Annotated in this window: 26 protein-coding genes; 24 read left to right on the top strand and 2 right to left on the bottom strand. The window is 63.5% G+C overall.

The window, feature by feature from the left end; genetic code table 11:
• Positions 1–14: 14 nt before the first annotated feature.
• The 23 genes from rpsS to rplQ all read left to right on the top strand — a co-directional run bounded on the left by rpsS (position 15) and on the right by rplQ (position 10,894).
• On the top strand, positions 15–290 hold the full coding sequence (rpsS, locus tag MYL53_RS15910; RefSeq protein WP_026068605.1) for a 30S ribosomal protein S19: 276 nt from the start codon (positions 15–17) through the stop codon (positions 288–290).
• Positions 291–308: 18 nt separating this feature from the next.
• Positions 309–641, top strand: coding sequence for a 50S ribosomal protein L22 (gene rplV / locus MYL53_RS15905; RefSeq protein ID WP_016856415.1), 333 nt, complete (start codon positions 309–311; stop codon positions 639–641).
• Positions 642–652: 11 nt separating this feature from the next.
• The gene (rpsC, locus tag MYL53_RS15900) at positions 653–1,351 is read left to right on the top strand and encodes a 30S ribosomal protein S3 (RefSeq protein ID WP_016856414.1); all 699 of its coding nucleotides are present in this window, start codon (positions 653–655) and stop codon (positions 1,349–1,351) included.
• 15 nt (positions 1,352–1,366) lie between these two features.
• Positions 1,367–1,780 (top strand): 50S ribosomal protein L16, encoded by a 414-nt coding sequence (gene rplP, locus MYL53_RS15895; RefSeq protein WP_035596358.1) that lies wholly within the window; start codon positions 1,367–1,369, stop codon positions 1,778–1,780.
• The gene (gene rpmC, locus MYL53_RS15890) at positions 1,780–1,971 is read left to right on the top strand and encodes a 50S ribosomal protein L29 (protein WP_035596360.1); all 192 of its coding nucleotides are present in this window, start codon (positions 1,780–1,782) and stop codon (positions 1,969–1,971) included. The genes rplP and rpmC overlap by 1 nt, the downstream gene beginning before the upstream one ends.
• A 1-nt stretch (position 1,972) precedes the next feature.
• Positions 1,973–2,233 carry a 30S ribosomal protein S17 gene (rpsQ, locus tag MYL53_RS15885; protein WP_247854963.1) on the top strand — a complete coding sequence of 87 codons (261 nt, stop codon included), beginning with the start codon at positions 1,973–1,975 and terminating at the stop codon, positions 2,231–2,233.
• A 52-nt stretch (positions 2,234–2,285) separates the two neighbouring features.
• Positions 2,286–2,657, top strand: coding sequence for a 50S ribosomal protein L14 (rplN, locus tag MYL53_RS15880; RefSeq protein ID WP_016856410.1), 372 nt, complete (start codon positions 2,286–2,288; stop codon positions 2,655–2,657).
• Between the two features lie 14 nt (positions 2,658–2,671).
• Complete coding sequence (rplX, locus tag MYL53_RS15875; protein ID WP_035596367.1) at positions 2,672–2,989, top strand: 50S ribosomal protein L24; 318 nt, start codon at positions 2,672–2,674, stop codon at positions 2,987–2,989.
• Between the two features lie 18 nt (positions 2,990–3,007).
• The gene (rplE, locus tag MYL53_RS15870) at positions 3,008–3,547 is read left to right on the top strand and encodes a 50S ribosomal protein L5 (RefSeq protein WP_035596369.1); all 540 of its coding nucleotides are present in this window, start codon (positions 3,008–3,010) and stop codon (positions 3,545–3,547) included.
• Between the two features lie 10 nt (positions 3,548–3,557).
• Complete coding sequence (gene rpsN, locus MYL53_RS15865) at positions 3,558–3,863, top strand: 30S ribosomal protein S14 (RefSeq protein ID WP_247854930.1); 306 nt, start codon at positions 3,558–3,560, stop codon at positions 3,861–3,863.
• A gap of 32 nt (positions 3,864–3,895) precedes the next feature.
• Positions 3,896–4,288 (top strand): 30S ribosomal protein S8, encoded by a 393-nt coding sequence (rpsH, locus tag MYL53_RS15860; RefSeq protein WP_247854928.1) that lies wholly within the window; start codon positions 3,896–3,898, stop codon positions 4,286–4,288.
• A gap of 9 nt (positions 4,289–4,297) precedes the next feature.
• Positions 4,298–4,828, top strand: coding sequence for a 50S ribosomal protein L6 (gene rplF, locus MYL53_RS15855; RefSeq protein WP_247854927.1), 531 nt, complete (start codon positions 4,298–4,300; stop codon positions 4,826–4,828).
• Positions 4,829–4,837: 9 nt separating this feature from the next.
• Positions 4,838–5,188 (top strand): 50S ribosomal protein L18, encoded by a 351-nt coding sequence (gene rplR / locus MYL53_RS15850; RefSeq protein WP_097790609.1) that lies wholly within the window; start codon positions 4,838–4,840, stop codon positions 5,186–5,188.
• A gap of 11 nt (positions 5,189–5,199) precedes the next feature.
• Positions 5,200–5,700, top strand: coding sequence for a 30S ribosomal protein S5 (rpsE, locus tag MYL53_RS15845; RefSeq protein ID WP_247854926.1), 501 nt, complete (start codon positions 5,200–5,202; stop codon positions 5,698–5,700).
• 5 nt (positions 5,701–5,705) lie between these two features.
• A complete protein-coding gene (gene rpmD, locus MYL53_RS15840; RefSeq protein WP_016419098.1) occupies positions 5,706–5,888 on the top strand; it encodes a 50S ribosomal protein L30 in 183 nt (60 codons plus the stop codon).
• Between the two features lie 3 nt (positions 5,889–5,891).
• Positions 5,892–6,326, top strand: a complete 435-nt coding sequence (gene rplO / locus MYL53_RS15835; RefSeq protein ID WP_247854924.1) for a 50S ribosomal protein L15 — start codon at positions 5,892–5,894, stop codon at positions 6,324–6,326.
• Positions 6,327–7,658, top strand: a complete 1,332-nt coding sequence (secY, locus tag MYL53_RS15830) for a preprotein translocase subunit SecY (protein ID WP_247854923.1) — start codon at positions 6,327–6,329, stop codon at positions 7,656–7,658.
• A 76-nt stretch (positions 7,659–7,734) separates the two neighbouring features.
• Positions 7,735–7,848, top strand: coding sequence for a 50S ribosomal protein L36 (gene rpmJ, locus MYL53_RS15825; protein WP_008959154.1), 114 nt, complete (start codon positions 7,735–7,737; stop codon positions 7,846–7,848).
• A 125-nt stretch (positions 7,849–7,973) separates the two neighbouring features.
• A complete protein-coding gene (gene rpsM, locus MYL53_RS15820) occupies positions 7,974–8,330 on the top strand; it encodes a 30S ribosomal protein S13 (protein WP_183389486.1) in 357 nt (118 codons plus the stop codon).
• Positions 8,331–8,368: 38 nt separating this feature from the next.
• Positions 8,369–8,755: a 30S ribosomal protein S11 gene (gene rpsK / locus MYL53_RS15815; RefSeq protein WP_013331014.1), complete on the top strand. Its 387-nt coding sequence runs from the start codon at positions 8,369–8,371 to the stop codon at positions 8,753–8,755.
• Between the two features lie 12 nt (positions 8,756–8,767).
• Positions 8,768–9,388, top strand: coding sequence for a 30S ribosomal protein S4 (gene rpsD, locus MYL53_RS15810; RefSeq protein ID WP_183389485.1), 621 nt, complete (start codon positions 8,768–8,770; stop codon positions 9,386–9,388).
• A gap of 84 nt (positions 9,389–9,472) precedes the next feature.
• Positions 9,473–10,471, top strand: a complete 999-nt coding sequence (locus MYL53_RS15805; RefSeq protein ID WP_247854922.1) for a DNA-directed RNA polymerase subunit alpha — start codon at positions 9,473–9,475, stop codon at positions 10,469–10,471.
• Positions 10,472–10,510: 39 nt separating this feature from the next.
• Positions 10,511–10,894, top strand: a complete 384-nt coding sequence (gene rplQ, locus MYL53_RS15800) for a 50S ribosomal protein L17 (protein ID WP_247854920.1) — start codon at positions 10,511–10,513, stop codon at positions 10,892–10,894.
• A gap of 98 nt (positions 10,895–10,992) precedes the next feature.
• On the opposite strand, the gene MYL53_RS15795 is transcribed toward rplQ, so the two are convergent.
• The gene (locus MYL53_RS15795; protein WP_247854919.1) at positions 10,993–11,769 is read right to left on the bottom strand and encodes a hypothetical protein; all 777 of its coding nucleotides are present in this window, start codon (positions 11,767–11,769) and stop codon (positions 10,993–10,995) included.
• A gap of 106 nt (positions 11,770–11,875) precedes the next feature.
• Entirely contained in the window at positions 11,876–14,734 is a 2,859-nt protein-coding gene (uvrA, locus tag MYL53_RS15790) for an excinuclease ABC subunit UvrA (protein ID WP_247854918.1), read from the bottom strand.
• Between the two features lie 161 nt (positions 14,735–14,895).
• Between uvrA and MYL53_RS15785 the strand changes: the two genes are divergently transcribed.
• On the top strand, positions 14,896–16,269 hold the full coding sequence (locus tag MYL53_RS15785) for an MFS transporter (protein WP_247854917.1): 1,374 nt from the start codon (positions 14,896–14,898) through the stop codon (positions 16,267–16,269).
• Positions 16,270–16,314: the final 45 nt, after the last annotated feature.

Here is a 16,314-nt window from a genome sequence, read left to right as displayed (position 1 = left end):
AAGAGGTAACGGCTGTGCCACGTTCACTGAAGAAAGGTCCTTTTATTGACCTTCATCTGCTGAAGAAGGTTGAGACTGCAGTGGAGAAGGGCGAGCGCAAACCGATCAAGACCTGGTCGCGCCGCTCCATGATCCTGCCCAATATGGTCGGGCTCACCATTGCGGTCCATAACGGTCGCCAACACGTCCCGGTGCACGTCTCCGAGGAAATGGTTGGCCACAAGCTGGGCGAATTCGCTGCCACCCGCACCTATCGCGGTCATGCGGCGGACAAGAAAGCCAAACGGTAAGCCGAGAGAGGATTAGAGATGGAAGTCACAGCAAAGCTGCGTGGCGCTAGCTTATCCGCCCAGAAGGCCCGTTTGGTGGCTGACCAGGTGCGCGGTAAGCCGGTCGCCGAAGCACTCGACCTGCTGACCTTCTCCCCGAAGAAGGCAGCCAAGCTGGTCAAGAAGGTGCTGCAGTCCGCCATCGCGAACGCGGAAGAAAACAACGGCATGGATATCGACGAGCTGCGTGTCTCGACCATCTGCGTCGATGAGGGCATGACGCTCAAGCGCATCCGTCCGCGCGCCAAGGGCCGTGCGGATCGCATTCTGAAGCGCACCTGCCACATCACCGTCAAGGTAGCCGAGAAGTAGGAGTCGACCAGATGGGTCAGAAAGTCAATCCGACAGGCATTCGCCTGGGTATCGTCAAGGACCATACCTCGGTCTGGTATGCCGAGCGCGGCGCCTATGCCGATAAGCTGAACAACGACCTCGAGGTGCGTAGCTTCCTGGAAGAGCGTCTGAAGAACGCCTCCGTGAGCAAGATCACCATCGAGCGTCCGGCCAACAACGCCCGCGTGACCATTCACACCGCCCGTCCGGGCATCGTGATCGGCAAGAAGGGCGAGGACGTCGACAAGCTGCGTCGCGAAGTCACTCAGATGATGGGCGTGCCGGTTCACGTCAACATCGAGGAAGTTCGCAAGCCGGAGCTGGACGCCCAGCTCGTCGCGCAGAACATCGCCGGCCAGCTCGAGCGTCGCGTCATGTTCCGTCGCGCCATGAAGCGTTCCGTCCAGAACGCCATGCGCCTCGGTGCCGGCGGTATCAAGGTGCAGCTCTCCGGCCGTCTCGGCGGTGCCGAGATTGCCCGCACCGAATGGTATCGCGAAGGTCGCGTGCCGCTGCACACCCTGCGTGCGGACATCGACTACGCCACCTACGAAGCCAAGACCACCTACGGCATCATCGGTGTCAAGGTCTGGGTCTTCAAGGGTGAAATCCTCGGGGGCATCGAGGAGGTCCGCGCCAAGGCCAAGCAGCCGCAGAGTGCGCCCTCCAAGAAGAAAGGTTCCAAGTAAGGGGAGAGCGAGTCGATGTTACAACCCAAGCGTTTGAAATTCCGCAAGGTGCAGAAGGGCCGCAACCGTGGCCTGGCGCATCGCGGTAGCAAGGTGAGCTTCGGCGAGTACGGCCTGAAGGCCACTGGTCGCGGTCGCGTCACCGCCCGTCAGATCGAAGCCGGCCGTCGTGCCATCACCCGTCACGTCAAGCGTGGCGGCAAGATCTGGATCCGTGTCTTCCCTGACAAGCCGATTTCCAAGAAGCCTCTGGAAGTCCGGATGGGTAAGGGTAAGGGCTCTGTCGAGTACTGGGTCGCTCAGATCCAGCCCGGCCGTGTCCTGTACGAGATCGAAGGCGTTTCCGAGGAGCTGGCTCGCGAGGCATTCGCCCTGGCTGCCCAGAAGTTCCCGGTCTCCACCACCTTTGTGAAACGGACGGTGATGTGATGAAAGCCCAGGAAATTCGTGAAAAGTCCGCAGAGCAGCTCCAGGAGCAGCTCCTCGAACTCCTCCGCGAGCAGTTTAACCTGCGCATGCAGAAGGCCACCGGCCAGCTCAGCCAGACCCATCTGCTCAAGCAGGTTCGTCGGGATATCGCCCGCGTGAAGACTGTGCTCAACGAGAAGGCAGGTGTCTGAGATGGCCGAAGAGAAAAAAGCCCGTACGCTCACCGGCAAGGTGGTGAGCGACAAGATGGACAAGTCCATCGTTGTGATGATCGAGCGTCGTGAGCGCCACCCGATCTACGGCAAGTACGTTAAGCGCTCCACCAAGCTGCACGCCCATGACGAGGCGAACCAGGCCAAGGCCGGCGACACGGTCTCCATCGAGGAGTGCCGTCCGCTCTCCAAGAAGAAGGCCTGGACCCTGGTCGAAGTTCTCGAACAGGCCAAGGGTTGATCGGCAAACGCCAGTCGAACCAGTGCAGTCAGTTTAGGTTTGGAGAAAACCGATGATTCAGACTCAGACAATGCTGGATGTCGCCGACAACAGCGGGGCGCGCCGGGTGCAGTGCATCAAGGTGCTCGGTGGTTCACACCGCCGTTATGCCCGCGTCGGTGACGTCATCAAAGTCACGGTGAAAGAAGCCATCCCGCGTGGCAAGGTCAAGAAAGGCCAGGTCCTCAAAGCGGTGGTCGTTCGCACCCGTAGTGGCGTCCGTCGTAATGACGGTTCGCTGATCCGCTTCGATGGAAATGCGGCGGTTCTGTTGAACAACACCAACGAACAGCCGATCGGTACCCGGATCTTCGGTCCGGTGACCCGTGAGCTTCGCACAGAGAAGTTCATGAAGATCATTTCCTTGGCGCCTGAAGTGCTGTAAGGAGCGAGGCGGATATGCAAAAGATCAAACGTGACGACGAAGTCGTCGTCATCGCCGGGAAGGACAAGGGCAAGCGTGGCACCGTGAAGCGCGTCCTCAAGGACGACCGCTACATCGTGTCCGGTGTGAACATGATCAAGCGTCACACCAAGCCCAATCCCATGGCGGGTAATCAGGGCGGTATCGTCGAGCGCGAGGCTCCGATTCACGCGTCCAACGTGGCCATCTTCAACCAGGAGACCGGTAAGGCAGATCGCGTCGGCGTCCAGGTTCAGGAAGACGGTACCAAGGTACGTATCTACAAGTCGACGCAAGCGCAGATCGACGCCTAACGCGAGTCGGGTAGCAAAATGGCGAACTTGAAAGAACGTTATCAGAACGAGGTGATGGCTAAGCTGCAAGAGCAGTTCAGCTACGCCAACGTGATGCAGGTGCCCCGGATCACCAAGGTGACCCTGAACATGGGCATCGGCGAAGCGACCAGCGACAAGAAGCTGATCGACAACGCCATCGGTGACCTGGAGAAGCTCTCCGGTCAGAAGCCGCTGGTGACCAAGGCACGCAAGTCCATCGCGGGCTTCAAGGTGCGTGAAGGCTGGCCGATCGGGATCAAAGTGACCCTGCGCTCCGAGCGCATGTGGGACTTCCTCGATCGCCTGGTGAATATCGCGATCCCCCGCGTTCGTGACTTCCGTGGTCTCAACCCGAAGTCCTTCGACGGTCGTGGCAACTACTCCATGGGGGTGCGTGAGCAGATCATCTTCCCGGAGATCGAGTATGATAAGATCGATCGTATCCGTGGTCTGGATGTCACCATCACCACCACCGCCAACACCGATGAAGAAGGTCGTGCGCTGCTGAGCGCGCTGAACTTCCCGTTCAAGAAATAAGGGTGGGATCATGGCAAAGAAAAGCATGGTAGAGCGCGAAGAGAAGCGCGCCCAGCTGGTGGAGAAGTATGCCGCCAAGCGCGCTCAGCTCAAGGCGATCATCCAGGACGTGAACGCTTCTGACGAAGAGCGCTTCGATGCGCAGCTCAAGCTGCAGTCGCTGCCGCGTGACTCCAGCCCGGTGCGCCAGCGCAACCGCTGCCGCGTCACTGGCCGTCCGCACGGCTACTACAACAAGTTCGGCCTCGGCCGTAACAAGCTGCGTGAAGCCGCCATGCGTGGCGACGTGCCCGGACTCAAGAAGTCCAGCTGGTAACGCCACGTAGAATCATCAGGAGCGCAACGTAAATGAGCATGCAAGACACTCTGGCGGATATGTTCACCCGTATCCGCAATGCGCAGATGGCCACCAAGGAGACGGTTTCCATGCCGTCCTCCAAGCTCAAGGTCGAGGTGGCCCGCGTGCTGAAGGAAGAGGGTTATGTCACGGACTACGCGGTTAGCGAAACCGCCAAGCCGGAACTGACCGTGACCCTCAAGTACTTCGAAGGCAAGCCGGTCATCGAACATCTGCAGCGGGCCTCCAAGCCGTCTCTGCGCAGCTACAAGGGCAAGGACTCCCTGCCCAAGGTTGCCGAGGGCCTGGGTATCGCGATCGTCACCACCTCCAAGGGTGTGATGACCGACCGCGCGGCCCGCCAGGCCGGTGTCGGTGGTGAAGTCATCTGCACCGTATTCTAGGAGTTTGGAATGTCACGCGTAGCCAAATATCCGGTTAAAGTGCCCGCCGGCGTCGAGCTCAAGCTCGATGGCGACCAGCTGTCCGTCAAGGGCAGCCAGGGCGCGCTGTCCATGACCGTTCATCCCGACGTGGTGATCGCTCAGGAAGAAGGTCAAGTGACCTTCCAGCCGAGCGAATCCGCCAAGAGCTGGGCGATGGTCGGCACCACCCGTGCCCTGGTTCAGAACCTGGTCACCGGTGTTTCCGAGGGCTTCACCAAGACCCTCGAAATCAATGGCGTCGGTTATCGTGCCCAGGCCAAGGGCCAGACGCTGAACCTGACACTGGGCTTCTCACACCCGGTCGACTACGAACTGCCTGAAGGTGTCTCGGCCGAAACGCCGAAGAACACCACCATCGTGCTGAAGAGCGCGGACAAGCAGAAGCTCGGCCAGGTTGCCGCGGAAATTCGCGCCTACCGTCCGCCCGAACCCTACAAGGGCAAGGGTATCCGGTACGGCGACGAGCAAGTCCGCCGCAAAGAAGCCAAGAAGAAGTAAGGCAGGGTTATGAACGCGAAGAAAGAATCTCGTCTCCGTCGTGCCCGCCGCGCTCGCGCCAAGATCCGCGAGCTGGGCGTGTATCGCCTGTGCGTCAACCGTACCCCGCGTCACATCTACGCGCAGATCATCTCGCCGGATGGTGGCAAGGTCCTGGCCAGCGCTTCCACGCTGGACAAGGCCCTGCGCGAGGGTGCGACCGGCAACGTCGACGCCGCCTCCAAGGTGGGCGCACTGATTGCCGAACGCGCCAAGCAGGCTGGCATCACCCAGGTGGCCTTCGATCGTGCCGGTTTCAAGTACCACGGTCGTGTCAAGGCCCTGGCCGACGCCGCTCGTGAAGGCGGCCTGGAATTCTAAAGGGTTTTACGATGGCGAAGAACGAACAGCAAAGCGGCGATCTGCAGGAAAAGCTCGTGCAGGTCAACCGTGTCGCCAAGGTGGTCAAGGGTGGCCGGATCTTCGGCTTCACCGCTCTGACCGTCGTCGGCGACGGTAATGGTCGTGTTGGCTTCGGCCGCGGCAAGGCACGTGAAGTGCCGGTCGCGATCCAGAAGGCCATGGACCAGGCGCGTCGCAACATGGTCAAGGTCAACCTGAAGGGTGGCACTCTGCAGTACCCGGTCAAGGCCCGTCACGGTGCCTCCAAGGTGTACATGCAGCCGGCTTCCGAGGGTACCGGCATCATCGCCGGCGGCGCCATGCGCTCCGTGCTGGAGCTGGCCGGCGTCCATGACGTCCTGGCCAAGTGCTACGGCTCCACCAACCCGGTGAACGTGGTGCGGGCGACCGTCAATGGTCTGGCCTCCCTGCAGTCGCCGGAAGACGTGGCCGCCAAGCGCGGTCTGTCAGTCGAAGCGATCACGGGGTGAGCACCATGGCAGCTACGATCAAGGTTACCCAGACCCGCAGCACCATCGGCGTGCTGGCCAAGCACAAGGCCACCATGAAGGGCCTCGGCCTGCGTCGCATCGGTCACACGGTCGAACTGGAAGACACCCCTGCCGTTCGCGGCATGATCCACAAGGTCAACTACCTTGTGCGTGTTGAGGGAGAGTAATCCATGAAACTCAATAGCCTGAGCCCGGCCCCGGGCTCCAAGCACGCTGAAAAGCGCGTCGGTCGTGGCATCGGCTCCGGTCTGGGCAAGACCGGTGGCCGTGGCCACAAGGGCCTCAAGTCGCGCAGCGGCGGCAGCGTGAAGCCCGGCTTCGAAGGCGGTCAGATGCCGCTGCAGCGTCGTCTGCCGAAGTTCGGTTTCACCTCCGCGAAGTCGATGGTCTCCGAAGAGGTCCGCCTGGGCGAACTGGCCCGGGTCGAGGGTGAGGAAGTCACCCTGGAAACCCTCAAGCAGGCCAACGTGCTGAAGGACGCCACCCAGTATGCCAAGGTGATCCTTTCCGGCGAACTGAACAAGGCGGTCACGGTCCGCGGTCTCAAGGTCACCAAGGGTGCCCGTGCCGCGATCGAAGCCGCTGGCGGCAAGGTAGAGGACTAAATGGCCAAGTCAGGAAACATGCCGGCGATGGGCAGCGGTCTGAGCGAACTCTGGGCGCGTCTGCGCTTCGTGCTCCTCGCTATCGTGGTCTACCGTATCGGTGCCCACATCCCCGTTCCCGGTATCAATCCTGACCAGCTTGCTGCCTTGTTCAGGGAGCAGCAGGGCACCATCCTGGGCATGTTCAACATGTTCTCCGGCGGTGCCCTGGAGCGCATGAGCATCTTCGCGCTCGGCATCATGCCGTACATCTCCGCGTCGATCATCATGCAGCTGCTGACCGCCGTCTCGCCCCAGCTGGAACAGCTGAAGAAGGAGGGCGAGGCCGGTCGTCGCAAGATCAGCCAGTACACCCGCTACGGCACCGTACTGCTGGCACTCGTCCAGGCCACCGGCATGTCGGTGGGCCTGGCGAGCCAGGGTATTGCCTACACGGCCGACTTCAGCTTCTACTTCACCGCCGTCGTCACCTTCGTGTGCGGGGCGGTGTTCATGATGTGGCTGGGCGAGCAGATCACCGAGAAGGGCATCGGCAACGGCATTTCGCTGCTGATCTTCTCGGGCATCGTCGCCGGTCTGCCGGGGGCCGTGGGCCAGGCCTTCGAACTGGCCCGTAATGAAGGCGCATGGAACGTGCTGCCGCTGCTGGCCTTGTCCCTTCTGGGCATCGCTACCGTGGCCTTCGTGGTATTCATCGAGCGCGGCCAGCGCCGCATCACGGTGAACTATCCGCGTCGCCAGGTCGGCAACAAGATGTACGCCGGCCAGAGCAGCTATCTGCCGCTCAAGGTCAACATGGCGGGCGTGATTCCGGCGATCTTCGCCTCGAGCATCCTGCTGTTCCCGGCATCGCTGGGGCAGTGGGTCGGTGCCGGGGACGGCATGGAGTGGCTGCAGCGTGCTTCCCAGGCTCTCGGCCCGGGTCAGCCGCTGTACATCTTGCTTTTCGCGGCAGCGGTGGTATTCTTCTGCTTCTTTTACACAGCGCTGGTCTTCAACCCCAAGGACGTCGCCGACAACCTCAAGAAGTCGGGGGCCTTCCTTCCGGGCATCCGCCCCGGCGAGCAGACCGCTCGCTACGTCGACAAGGTCATGAGCCGTCTGACCCTGTTCGGTGCCCTCTACATCACCGTCGTTTCCCTGATGCCCCAGTTCCTGATCGTGGCCTGGAACGTACCGTTCTTCTTCGGCGGTACTTCGATGCTGATCGTGGTGGTGGTCATCATGGACTTCATGGCTCAGGTGCAGTCGCACCTCATGTCGCATCAATACGATTCGGTGATGAAGAAGTCCAACCTGAAAGGCTACGGCAGCGGCGGCATCATGCGCTGAGGGCGCCGCTGATGAATTGGCGCGCCGCGAGCTGAACCGTTGGCTCGCGACGCGAGCCAACAATGGAGATGGAACGATGAAAGTTCGAGCTTCCGTGAAGAAAATGTGCCGTAACTGCAAGATCATTCGTCGCAATGGCGCCGTGCGCGTCATCTGCAGCGAACCGCGGCACAAGCAGCGCCAGGGCTGATCCCCTGACGCTGCACTAAACCGGGTGCCGGCATGCCCCTTGCCCTTCGCAGGGTAAAGGGGTATGCTGTTGCGCCTTTTGTAGATGATTAATCGAGCAAGCCGCTCAAATTTCGGAGTAAGCTGATGGCCCGTATTGCAGGCGTCAATATCCCGGACAACAAGCATGCGGCGATCTCGCTGACCTATATCTTCGGGATTGGCCGTACTCGCGCCCAGGAAATCTGTGTCGCGGCCGGCATTGCACCGACTACCAAGATCCAGGAGCTGTCTTCCGACGAAGTCGACACCCTGCGTTCCGAAGTCGGCAAGTACACCGTTGAAGGCGATCTTCGTCGTGATGTGACGCTGAACATCAAGCGTCTCATGGACCTGGGTTGCTATCGTGGTCTGCGTCATCGCCGTGGTCTGCCGCTGAACGGTCAGCGGACCAAGACCAATGCGCGCACCCGTAAGGGTCCGCGTAAGCCGATTCGCAAATAACACGCACGTTCTGCGTAACGACAGGAATTGACATCAACATGGCTAACCCGCGTAGCAACCGTAAAAAGGTTAAAAAGCAGGTAGTGGATGCCGTCGCGCATATCCACGCCTCTTTTAACAACACGATCATTACGATCACAGACCGCCAGGGCAACGCCCTCTCCTGGGCGACTGCCGGTGGTTCGGGTTTTCGTGGTTCTCGCAAGAGCACCCCGTTCGCTGCTCAAGTGGCAAGCGAACGTGCAGCGACCGCTGCAGCCGAGTATGGTGTGAAAAACGTCGACGTGCTGGTCAAAGGCCCCGGTCCGGGCCGTGAATCCGCCGTGCGTGCACTGAATGCCGCCGGCTTCCGCGTGCAAAGCATCACCGACGCGACGCCCATTCCGCACAATGGCTGCCGTCCGCCGAAGAAACGCCGCGTTTAAGGAGACAGATTCATGGCTCGTTATATTGGACCGAAGTGCAAACTGTCTCGTCGTGAAGGCACCGACCTCTTCCTGAAGAGCGGTGTCACTCCCTTCGAGAAGAAGTGCAAATCCGAGCAGATCCCGGGTGTGCACGGCCAGCGTCGTCAGCGGATTTCCGACTACGGCTTGCAGCTTCGCGAGAAGCAGAAAGTACGCCGCATGTACGGCGTGCTCGAGAAGCAGTTCCGCAACTACTACAAGGAAGCGGCCCGCCTGAAGGGCGCGACCGGTGAGCTGTTGCTGCAGCTTCTCGAATCCCGACTGGACAACGTCGTCTACCGCATGGGCTACGGCGCCACTCGTTCCGAGGCCCGCCAGCTGGTGAGTCACAAGGCGATCGCCGTCAACGGCAAGACCGTCAACGTGGCTTCCTACCAGGTCAAGCCCGGTGACGTGGTCTCCGTCCGTGAAAAGGCCAAGAACCAGGCGCGTATCCAGAACGCTCTGGGCATCGCCGCCAACCGTGGCGATGTGGCCTGGGTCGAGGTCGATGCCAAGAAGATGGAAGGCACTTTCAAGGCTCTGCCTGAACGCGGTGACCTGTCTGCCGACATCAATGAGCAACTGATCGTCGAGCTGTACTCGAAGTAAGCGGCGATCGCCGCGCCGCCCTCCCCGCGGGGTGGGCGGCCTTCAGTACCGAGTATCCGTTTGGCAGCCTGAAAGGTATTCATCATGCAGCGTTCAGTGACAGAGTTTCTCCGTCCTCGCGACATCAAGGTCGAAGAGATCAACGCGCACCACGCGAAGATCGTGCTCGAGCCGTTCGAGCGTGGCTTCGGCCACACTCTGGGCAATGCTCTGCGTCGCATCCTGCTCTCGTCCATGCCCGGCTGTGCCGTGGTAGAGACCGAGATCGCCGGTGTCGATCACGAGTACAGCGCGATCGAGGGCGTCCAGGAAGATGTCATCGAAATCCTCCTGAACCTCAAGGACGTGGCGATCAAGATGCACAGCCGCGACGAGGCGGTGCTCTCGCTGAACAAGCAGGGCCCGGCCATCGTGACCGCGGGTGACATCGCCCTCGACCACGACGTCGAGATCGTCAATCCCGAGCACGTCATCGCGCACGTCAACGAGGGCGCCGAGCTGAAGATGCAGCTCAAGGTGGCCCGCGGCCGCGGCTATGAGCCGGCGGACGTCCGTGGCGACGCCGACGACGAGTCTCGTGCCATCGGCCGCCTGCAGCTGGATGCGACCTTCAGCCCCGTGCGTCGGGTTTCCTATACCGTCGAGGCCGCGCGTGTCGAACAGCGCACCGACCTCGACAAGCTGATTCTCAATCTGGAAACCGACGGCACCCTGGATCCGGAAGAGGCGATCCGTCGCAGCGCGACTATCCTGCAGGAGCAGCTGGCCGCGTTCGTCGACCTGGAAGCCGACAAGGAACAGGAAGTGGAAGAGGAAGAGGATCATATCGATCCGATCCTGCTGCGCCCCGTAGACGATCTCGAGTTGACCGTCCGCAGCGCCAACTGCCTGAAGGCCGAGAACATCTACTACATCGGGGACCTGATCCAGCGCACCGAGGTGGAGCTGCTGAAGACCCCGAATCTCGGCAAGAAGTCCCTGAACGAGATCAAGGACGTGTTGGCCGCCCGTGGTCTGTCCCTGGGTATGCGGCTGGAAAATTGGCCGCCCGCTAGCCTGAAGGACGACAAGGCCTCCGCGTGAGCGTCGACTCGAGTCCCAGTTTGGTAAGGAATCACAACCATGCGTCATCGTAAGAGTGGTCGTCATCTGAATCGCACCAGCTCGCACCGCCAGGCCATGTTCAAGAACATGAGCGTGTCGCTGGTCGAGCACGAGGTGATCAAGACAACCCTGCCCAAGGCCAAAGAGCTGCGTCGTCACATCGAGCCGCTCATCACTCTGGCCAAGCAGGACAGCGTCGCCAACCGTCGTCTGGCCTTCAGCCGCACCCGCTCCAAGGAAGCGGTCGGCAAGCTCTTCAACGAGCTGGGTCCGCGTTACGCCAATCGCCCGGGCGGCTACGTCCGCGTGCTCAAGTGCGGTTTCCGCGCTGGCGACAACGCCCCCATGGCCTACGTCGAACTGGTCGACCGTCCGGTCGTCGAGGAAGCCGCCGAGGATTGATCCTCGCGCGCGACCTCACGGTCCGGCACCAAACCGGCTCCCCTCGGGGAGCCGGTTTTTTTATGTCGCTATTTTTTTATGTGTCCGGGGCCGCTGGATCAGAAACGGTAGCTGTAGGCCACCACCGGCCCTTCGTAGATGACCTCGTCGAGGAAGTCGCTGTCGTCGAGCCGCCACTTCATGTAGCGATAGCCCGCCGTCACGCTGCTGCTCCCCCAGGCGTACTCGGCGGCGGTGAAGGCCTGCAGGCTGACCTCGGTGCTGCCGGTGCCGACGTCGACGATGAAGGGCGTGGACCAGTGGGGCGTGAAGCTGTAATGGCCACGCAGGCCGAAGGTGGCGTCGGTGAGGTTGTCCTCGGTGTCGAAGCGCCGGGCACTTTCGTCGGTGGCCACGGTGAGCTCGGTCTCGAAGCGGGTGTAGCGGAGACCGCCGGTGCCGTAGACGGACCAGTTCGCGTCGCGATACCACTGATGGCCGATGAAGGCGTGAGCCATGACCGTCTTGGTGGTGAAGTCCAGCGCCGTCTCGATGGACTCAGCCCCCTCGGGCTCCCCGCTTTCCACCGGCACGTCGACGTCGGCGTCCTTGCCGATGTCGGCGTAGAGGCCGTCGAAGCCATAGAGCCAGGGGCCGCGGCGATACACCAGCGTGCCCATCAGGCCGAACTCCAGATTCTCCATCACTGTCTGGCGGCTGGTCTCGAGGCGCGTGCCGCCCTTCAGCGTCTGGTCGACGTCGGTGCCCCACAGGTAGAGCGAGGCCGTGGTCCCATCGGCCTGGGCCTGAGGCGCCGCCAGGGCCAGGCATAGCGCCGCTCCGCTCAGCAGCCGCGTGGCGGTCCGGACGGGCGTACGGGAGGTGACGAGAGGCATGGGCGGTCTCCAGAGACGAAGAGGCGGAAGAGGGGCGTCTCTGGAAAAGCTAGCAGATTCTGCCCCGTTCGCCGCCGATCGCTCGGATCGGCGGCGAACGACGCGGTCAGGCGGGAGTGATATCTCGCGCGGCGGAGGCCGCGCGCTCCAGCAGCGGTTGCAGGAAGCGGCCGGTGTGCGAGACCTCCTGACGGGCGACCTGTTCCGGCGTGCCTTCGGCGATGATACGCCCGCCGCCGGAGCCGCCCTCGGGGCCGAGGTCGATCAGCCAGTCGGCGGTCTTGATCACGTCCAGGTTATGCTCGATCACCACGATGGTGTTGCCGTGATCGCGCAGGCGGTGGAGCACCGTCAGCAGCTGGCGGATGTCCTCGAAATGCAGGCCGGTGGTGGGCTCGTCGAGGATGTAGAGGGTCTTGCCGGTGTCGCGCTTGGCCAGCTCGCGGGCCAGCTTGACGCGCTGGGCCTCGCCGCCGGACAGCGTGGTGGCGCTCTGGCCCAGGCGGATGTAGGACAGGCCGACGTCCATCAGCGTCTGCAGGCGGCGGGCGATGGCCGGCACCGGGCTGAAGAATTCCAGCGCCTCCTCGACGGTCATCTCCAGCACCTCGTCGATGCTCTTGCCCTTGTACTGCACCTCCAGGGTCTCGCGGTTGTAGCGCTTGCCCTTGCAGACGTCGCAGGGCACGTAGATGTCCGGCAGGAAGTGCATCTCCACCTTGATCATGCCCTCGCCCTGACAGGCCTCGCAGCGCCCGCCCTTGACGTTGAACGAGAAGCGGCCGGGCTTGTAGCCGCGCGAGCGCGCCTCCTGGGTGCCGGCGAACAGCTCGCGGATCGGTGTGAAGATGCCGGTGTAGGTGGCCGGGTTGGATCGCGGCGTGCGGCCGATCGGGCTCTGGTCGATGTCGATCACCTTGTCCAGGTGCTCGAGGCCCTCGATGCGGTCGTGGGCCGCCGGGGTCAGCGCCGTGGCGCGGTTGAGCTCGCGGGCGGCGATCGGCATCAGCGTCGAGTTGATCAGCGTCGACTTGCCGGAGCCGGAGACTCCGGTCACGCACACGAACAGCCCCAGCGGCAGCGTCAGGGTCACGTCCTGCAGGTTGTTGCCGCGGGCGCCGTGCAGCACCACCTGCTTCTCGGGGTTGCCGGGGATTCGCCAGGGCGGTACCTCGATGCGCTTCTCGCCGGACAGGTACTGGCCGGTCAGTGAGTCCGGCGTGGCCATGACCTGCTCGGGCGTGCCCTCGGCCACCACCCGGCCGCCGTGGACGCCGGCACCGGGCCCGATGTCGAGCACGTGGTCGGCGGCGCGGATGGCGTCCTCGTCGTGCTCGACTACGATCACGGTGTTGCCCAGGTCGCGCAGGTGCTCGAGGGTGTGGAGCAGGCGGTCGTTGTCGCGCTGGTGCAGACCGATGGAGGGCTCGTCGAGGATGTACATCACCCCGACCAGGCCGGCGCCGATCTGGCTGGCCAGGCGGATGCGCTGGGCCTCGCCGCCGGACAGGGTCTCGGCGCTGCGTTCCAGGTTGAGGTAGTCGAGCCCGACGTTGACCAGGAACTCGAGGCGCGCGCGGATCTCGTTGAGGATCTTCTCGGCGATCTCCCCCTTGCGACCCGGCAGCGTCAGGGCCTGGAAGTAGGACAGCCCCTCGCCGATCGGCAGGCGCACCACGTCGGGCAGGGTCCGGTCGTCGATGTAGACGTGGCGCGACTCCTTGCGCAGCCGCGAGCCGTGGCAGGTCGGGCAGGGCTGCACGGCGATGTGGCGGGCCAGCTCCTCGCGCACCGAACTGGACTCGGTCTCGCGGTAGCGGCGCTGCATGTTGGGCAGCACGCCCTCGAAGGGATGCTCGCGGGTGACCTTGCGGCCGCGGTCGTTGACGTAGTGGAAGGCGATGTCGTCGTTGCCGCTGCCGTGCAGGATGACCTCGCGTTCGTGGCGGGCCAGGTCCTGCCAGGGCGTCTCCAGGGTGAAACGGTAGTGGTCCGCCACCGCCTGGAGCTGATTGAAGTAGTAGACGCTGCGCCGGTCCCAGCCCTTGATCACGCCCTCGGCCAGCGACAGCTCGGGATGGCTGATCAGCTTGTCCGGGTCGAAATACTGCTGCACGCCCAGGCCGTCGCAGCTCGAGCAGGCGCCGGCCGGGTTGTTGAACGAGAACATCCGCGGCTCGAGCTCGGAGATCGAGTAGCCGCACACCGGGCAGGCGAAGCGCGAGGAGAAGGCGAGGTCCTCGCGCTCGCCGTCCATGAAGTGGATCACCGCGGTGCCGTCGGCTAGCCCCAGGGCGGTCTCGAAGGACTCGGCCAGGCGCTGTTCCAGGCCCTCGCGGACCTTGATGCGATCCACCACCACGCTGATGTCGTGCTTCCTGTTCTTGTCGAGCGGGGCGATATCGTCGAGCTCGAGCACCTGGCCGTCGACCATGGCGCGCACGAAGCCCTGGGCGCGCAGCTCGGCCAGCAGCTGCAGGTGCTCGCCCTTGCGGCCGCTGACCACCGGGGCCAGCAGCATCAGCTTGCTGCCCTCGGGCAGGGCCAGCACCTGATCGACCATCTGCGAGATGGTCTGGGCCTCGAGATCCTCGCCGTGCTCGGGGCAGCGCGGCGTGCCGGCGCGGGCGAACAGCAGGCGCAGGTAGTCGTAGATCTCGGTGATGGTACCCACGGTGGAGCGCGGGTTGTGGGAGGTCGATTTCTGCTCGATGGAGATCGCCGGCGACAGGCCCTCGATGTGGTCGACGTCGGGTTTTTCCATCATCGACAGGAACTGTCGGGCATAGGTAGAGAGCGACTCAACGTAGCGCCGCTGGCCCTCGGCATAGAGGGTGTCGAAGGCCAGCGACGACTTGCCGGAGCCCGACAGTCCGGTGACCACGATCAGCTTGTCCCGAGGCAGCTCGACGTCGATCTGCTTGAGGTTGTGGGTGCGGGCACCCCTGACCAGAATCCTGTCCATTCCTACCTCGTGGGCCGCGGCAAAAGATCGATTATACGGGCCCGGCCGGGAGTGCGGCAAAGTCGCCGGAGCGAGCGTTTCGTGTGCCGCCGCGAAGCGGTAGAATGTGCCTCCATCATCTCCAGGGCCCCGCGCCCTCCCTCAGAAGCACTGGAATCTCTATGTCCAAGGCCAGCTTACTGTTAGCCGCCGAGCGGCGAGCCATCGTCGGTCTGGCCGGGCTCTATGCCACGCGCATGCTCGGCCTGTTCATGGTGCTGCCCATCCTGGCGCTCAAGGCCGAGGAACTGATCGGCGCGACGCCGCTGCTGGTCGGGTTCGCACTGGGTATCTACGGCCTCACCCAGGCCGTGCTGCAGATCCCCTTCGGCCTGCTGTCCGACCGCATCGGGCGCAAGCCGGTGATCGCCGGCGGGCTGGTGCTGTTCCTGATCGGCAGCGTGGTGGCGGCCCAGGCCGACAGCATCGCCGGCATCATCCTGGGCCGCTGCCTGCAGGGCAGCGGCGCCGTGGCTGCAGCCATCATGGCGCTGCTGGCGGACCAGACCCGCGAGCAGGTGCGCACCGCCGCCATGGCCACCATCGGGCTGTCGATCGGCGTGGCCTTCGCGGTGGCGATGGTGCTGGGGCCGCTGGTGTCGTCGCACTTCGGGCTGTCCGGCGTGTTCTGGTTCACCGCCGGCCTGGCGGCGCTGGGGCTCGGCGTGCTGTGGAAGCTGGTGCCCCGGGCGCCGCAGCGGCGCGGGCACCAGGACGTGGGCATCGACCGCGGCCAGCTCAAGGGACTCGTCGGGCGCCTCGACCTGTGGCGGCTCAACGCCTCCATCTTCGGCCTGCACCTGATCCTGATGGCGATCTTCGTTGCCGTGCCGTTCCGGCTGGTCGACGCCGGCATCGCCGAGTCCCACCATGGCCTGGTCTATCTCGGCGTGATGGGCCTGTCCTTCGTGGCCATGGTGCCGCTGGTCATCGTCGCCGAGAAGCGCCGCAAGATGAAGCTGATGTGCCTGGGGGCCATCGGCGTCATCGTCGCCAGCCTGCTGGGGCTGGGCCTCGAGGGACACGGCCTGATGGGGCTGATCGGCTGGCTGTTCGCCTTCTTCACCTCGTTCAATCTGCTCGAGGCCACGCTGCCGTCGATGATCAGCAAGCTGGCGCCGGCCGGTGCCAAGGGCACCGCCATGGGACTGTACTCCACCAGCCAGTTCCTGGGCGCTTTTCTCGGCGGCGTGCTGGGCGGTTTCCTGTCGCAGCACTTCGGCCTGACGGCGGTGTTCCTCGGCGTGGCCGTGATCGGGCTGGCCTGGTTCGTGTTCATGCTCGGCATGACGCCGCCGCGCCATCTCTCTAGCGAGGTGGTGGCGCTGGCCGAGGAGCAGCAGGACGATGCCCTCGATGCCCTGATGGCGCGCTTCGCCGCCGTGGCCGGCGTCGAGGACGTGCTGGTGGTGCCCGAGGAGCGCCTGGCCTATCTCAAGGTCGACCGCGAGCGGCTGGATACCGAGGCCCTGTCGCGGCTGACCGGATCACGCTGATCGCGCTTCGTCGCTCGGCGGCGTCGAGGCGGGAACTCGCGTATA

The organism is Halomonas getboli, assembly GCF_023094245.1.
In the GTDB taxonomy this organism is placed as follows: domain Bacteria; phylum Pseudomonadota; class Gammaproteobacteria; order Pseudomonadales; family Halomonadaceae; genus Halomonas; species Halomonas getboli.
This window is presented reverse-complemented; position numbering and strand designations above follow the sequence as displayed.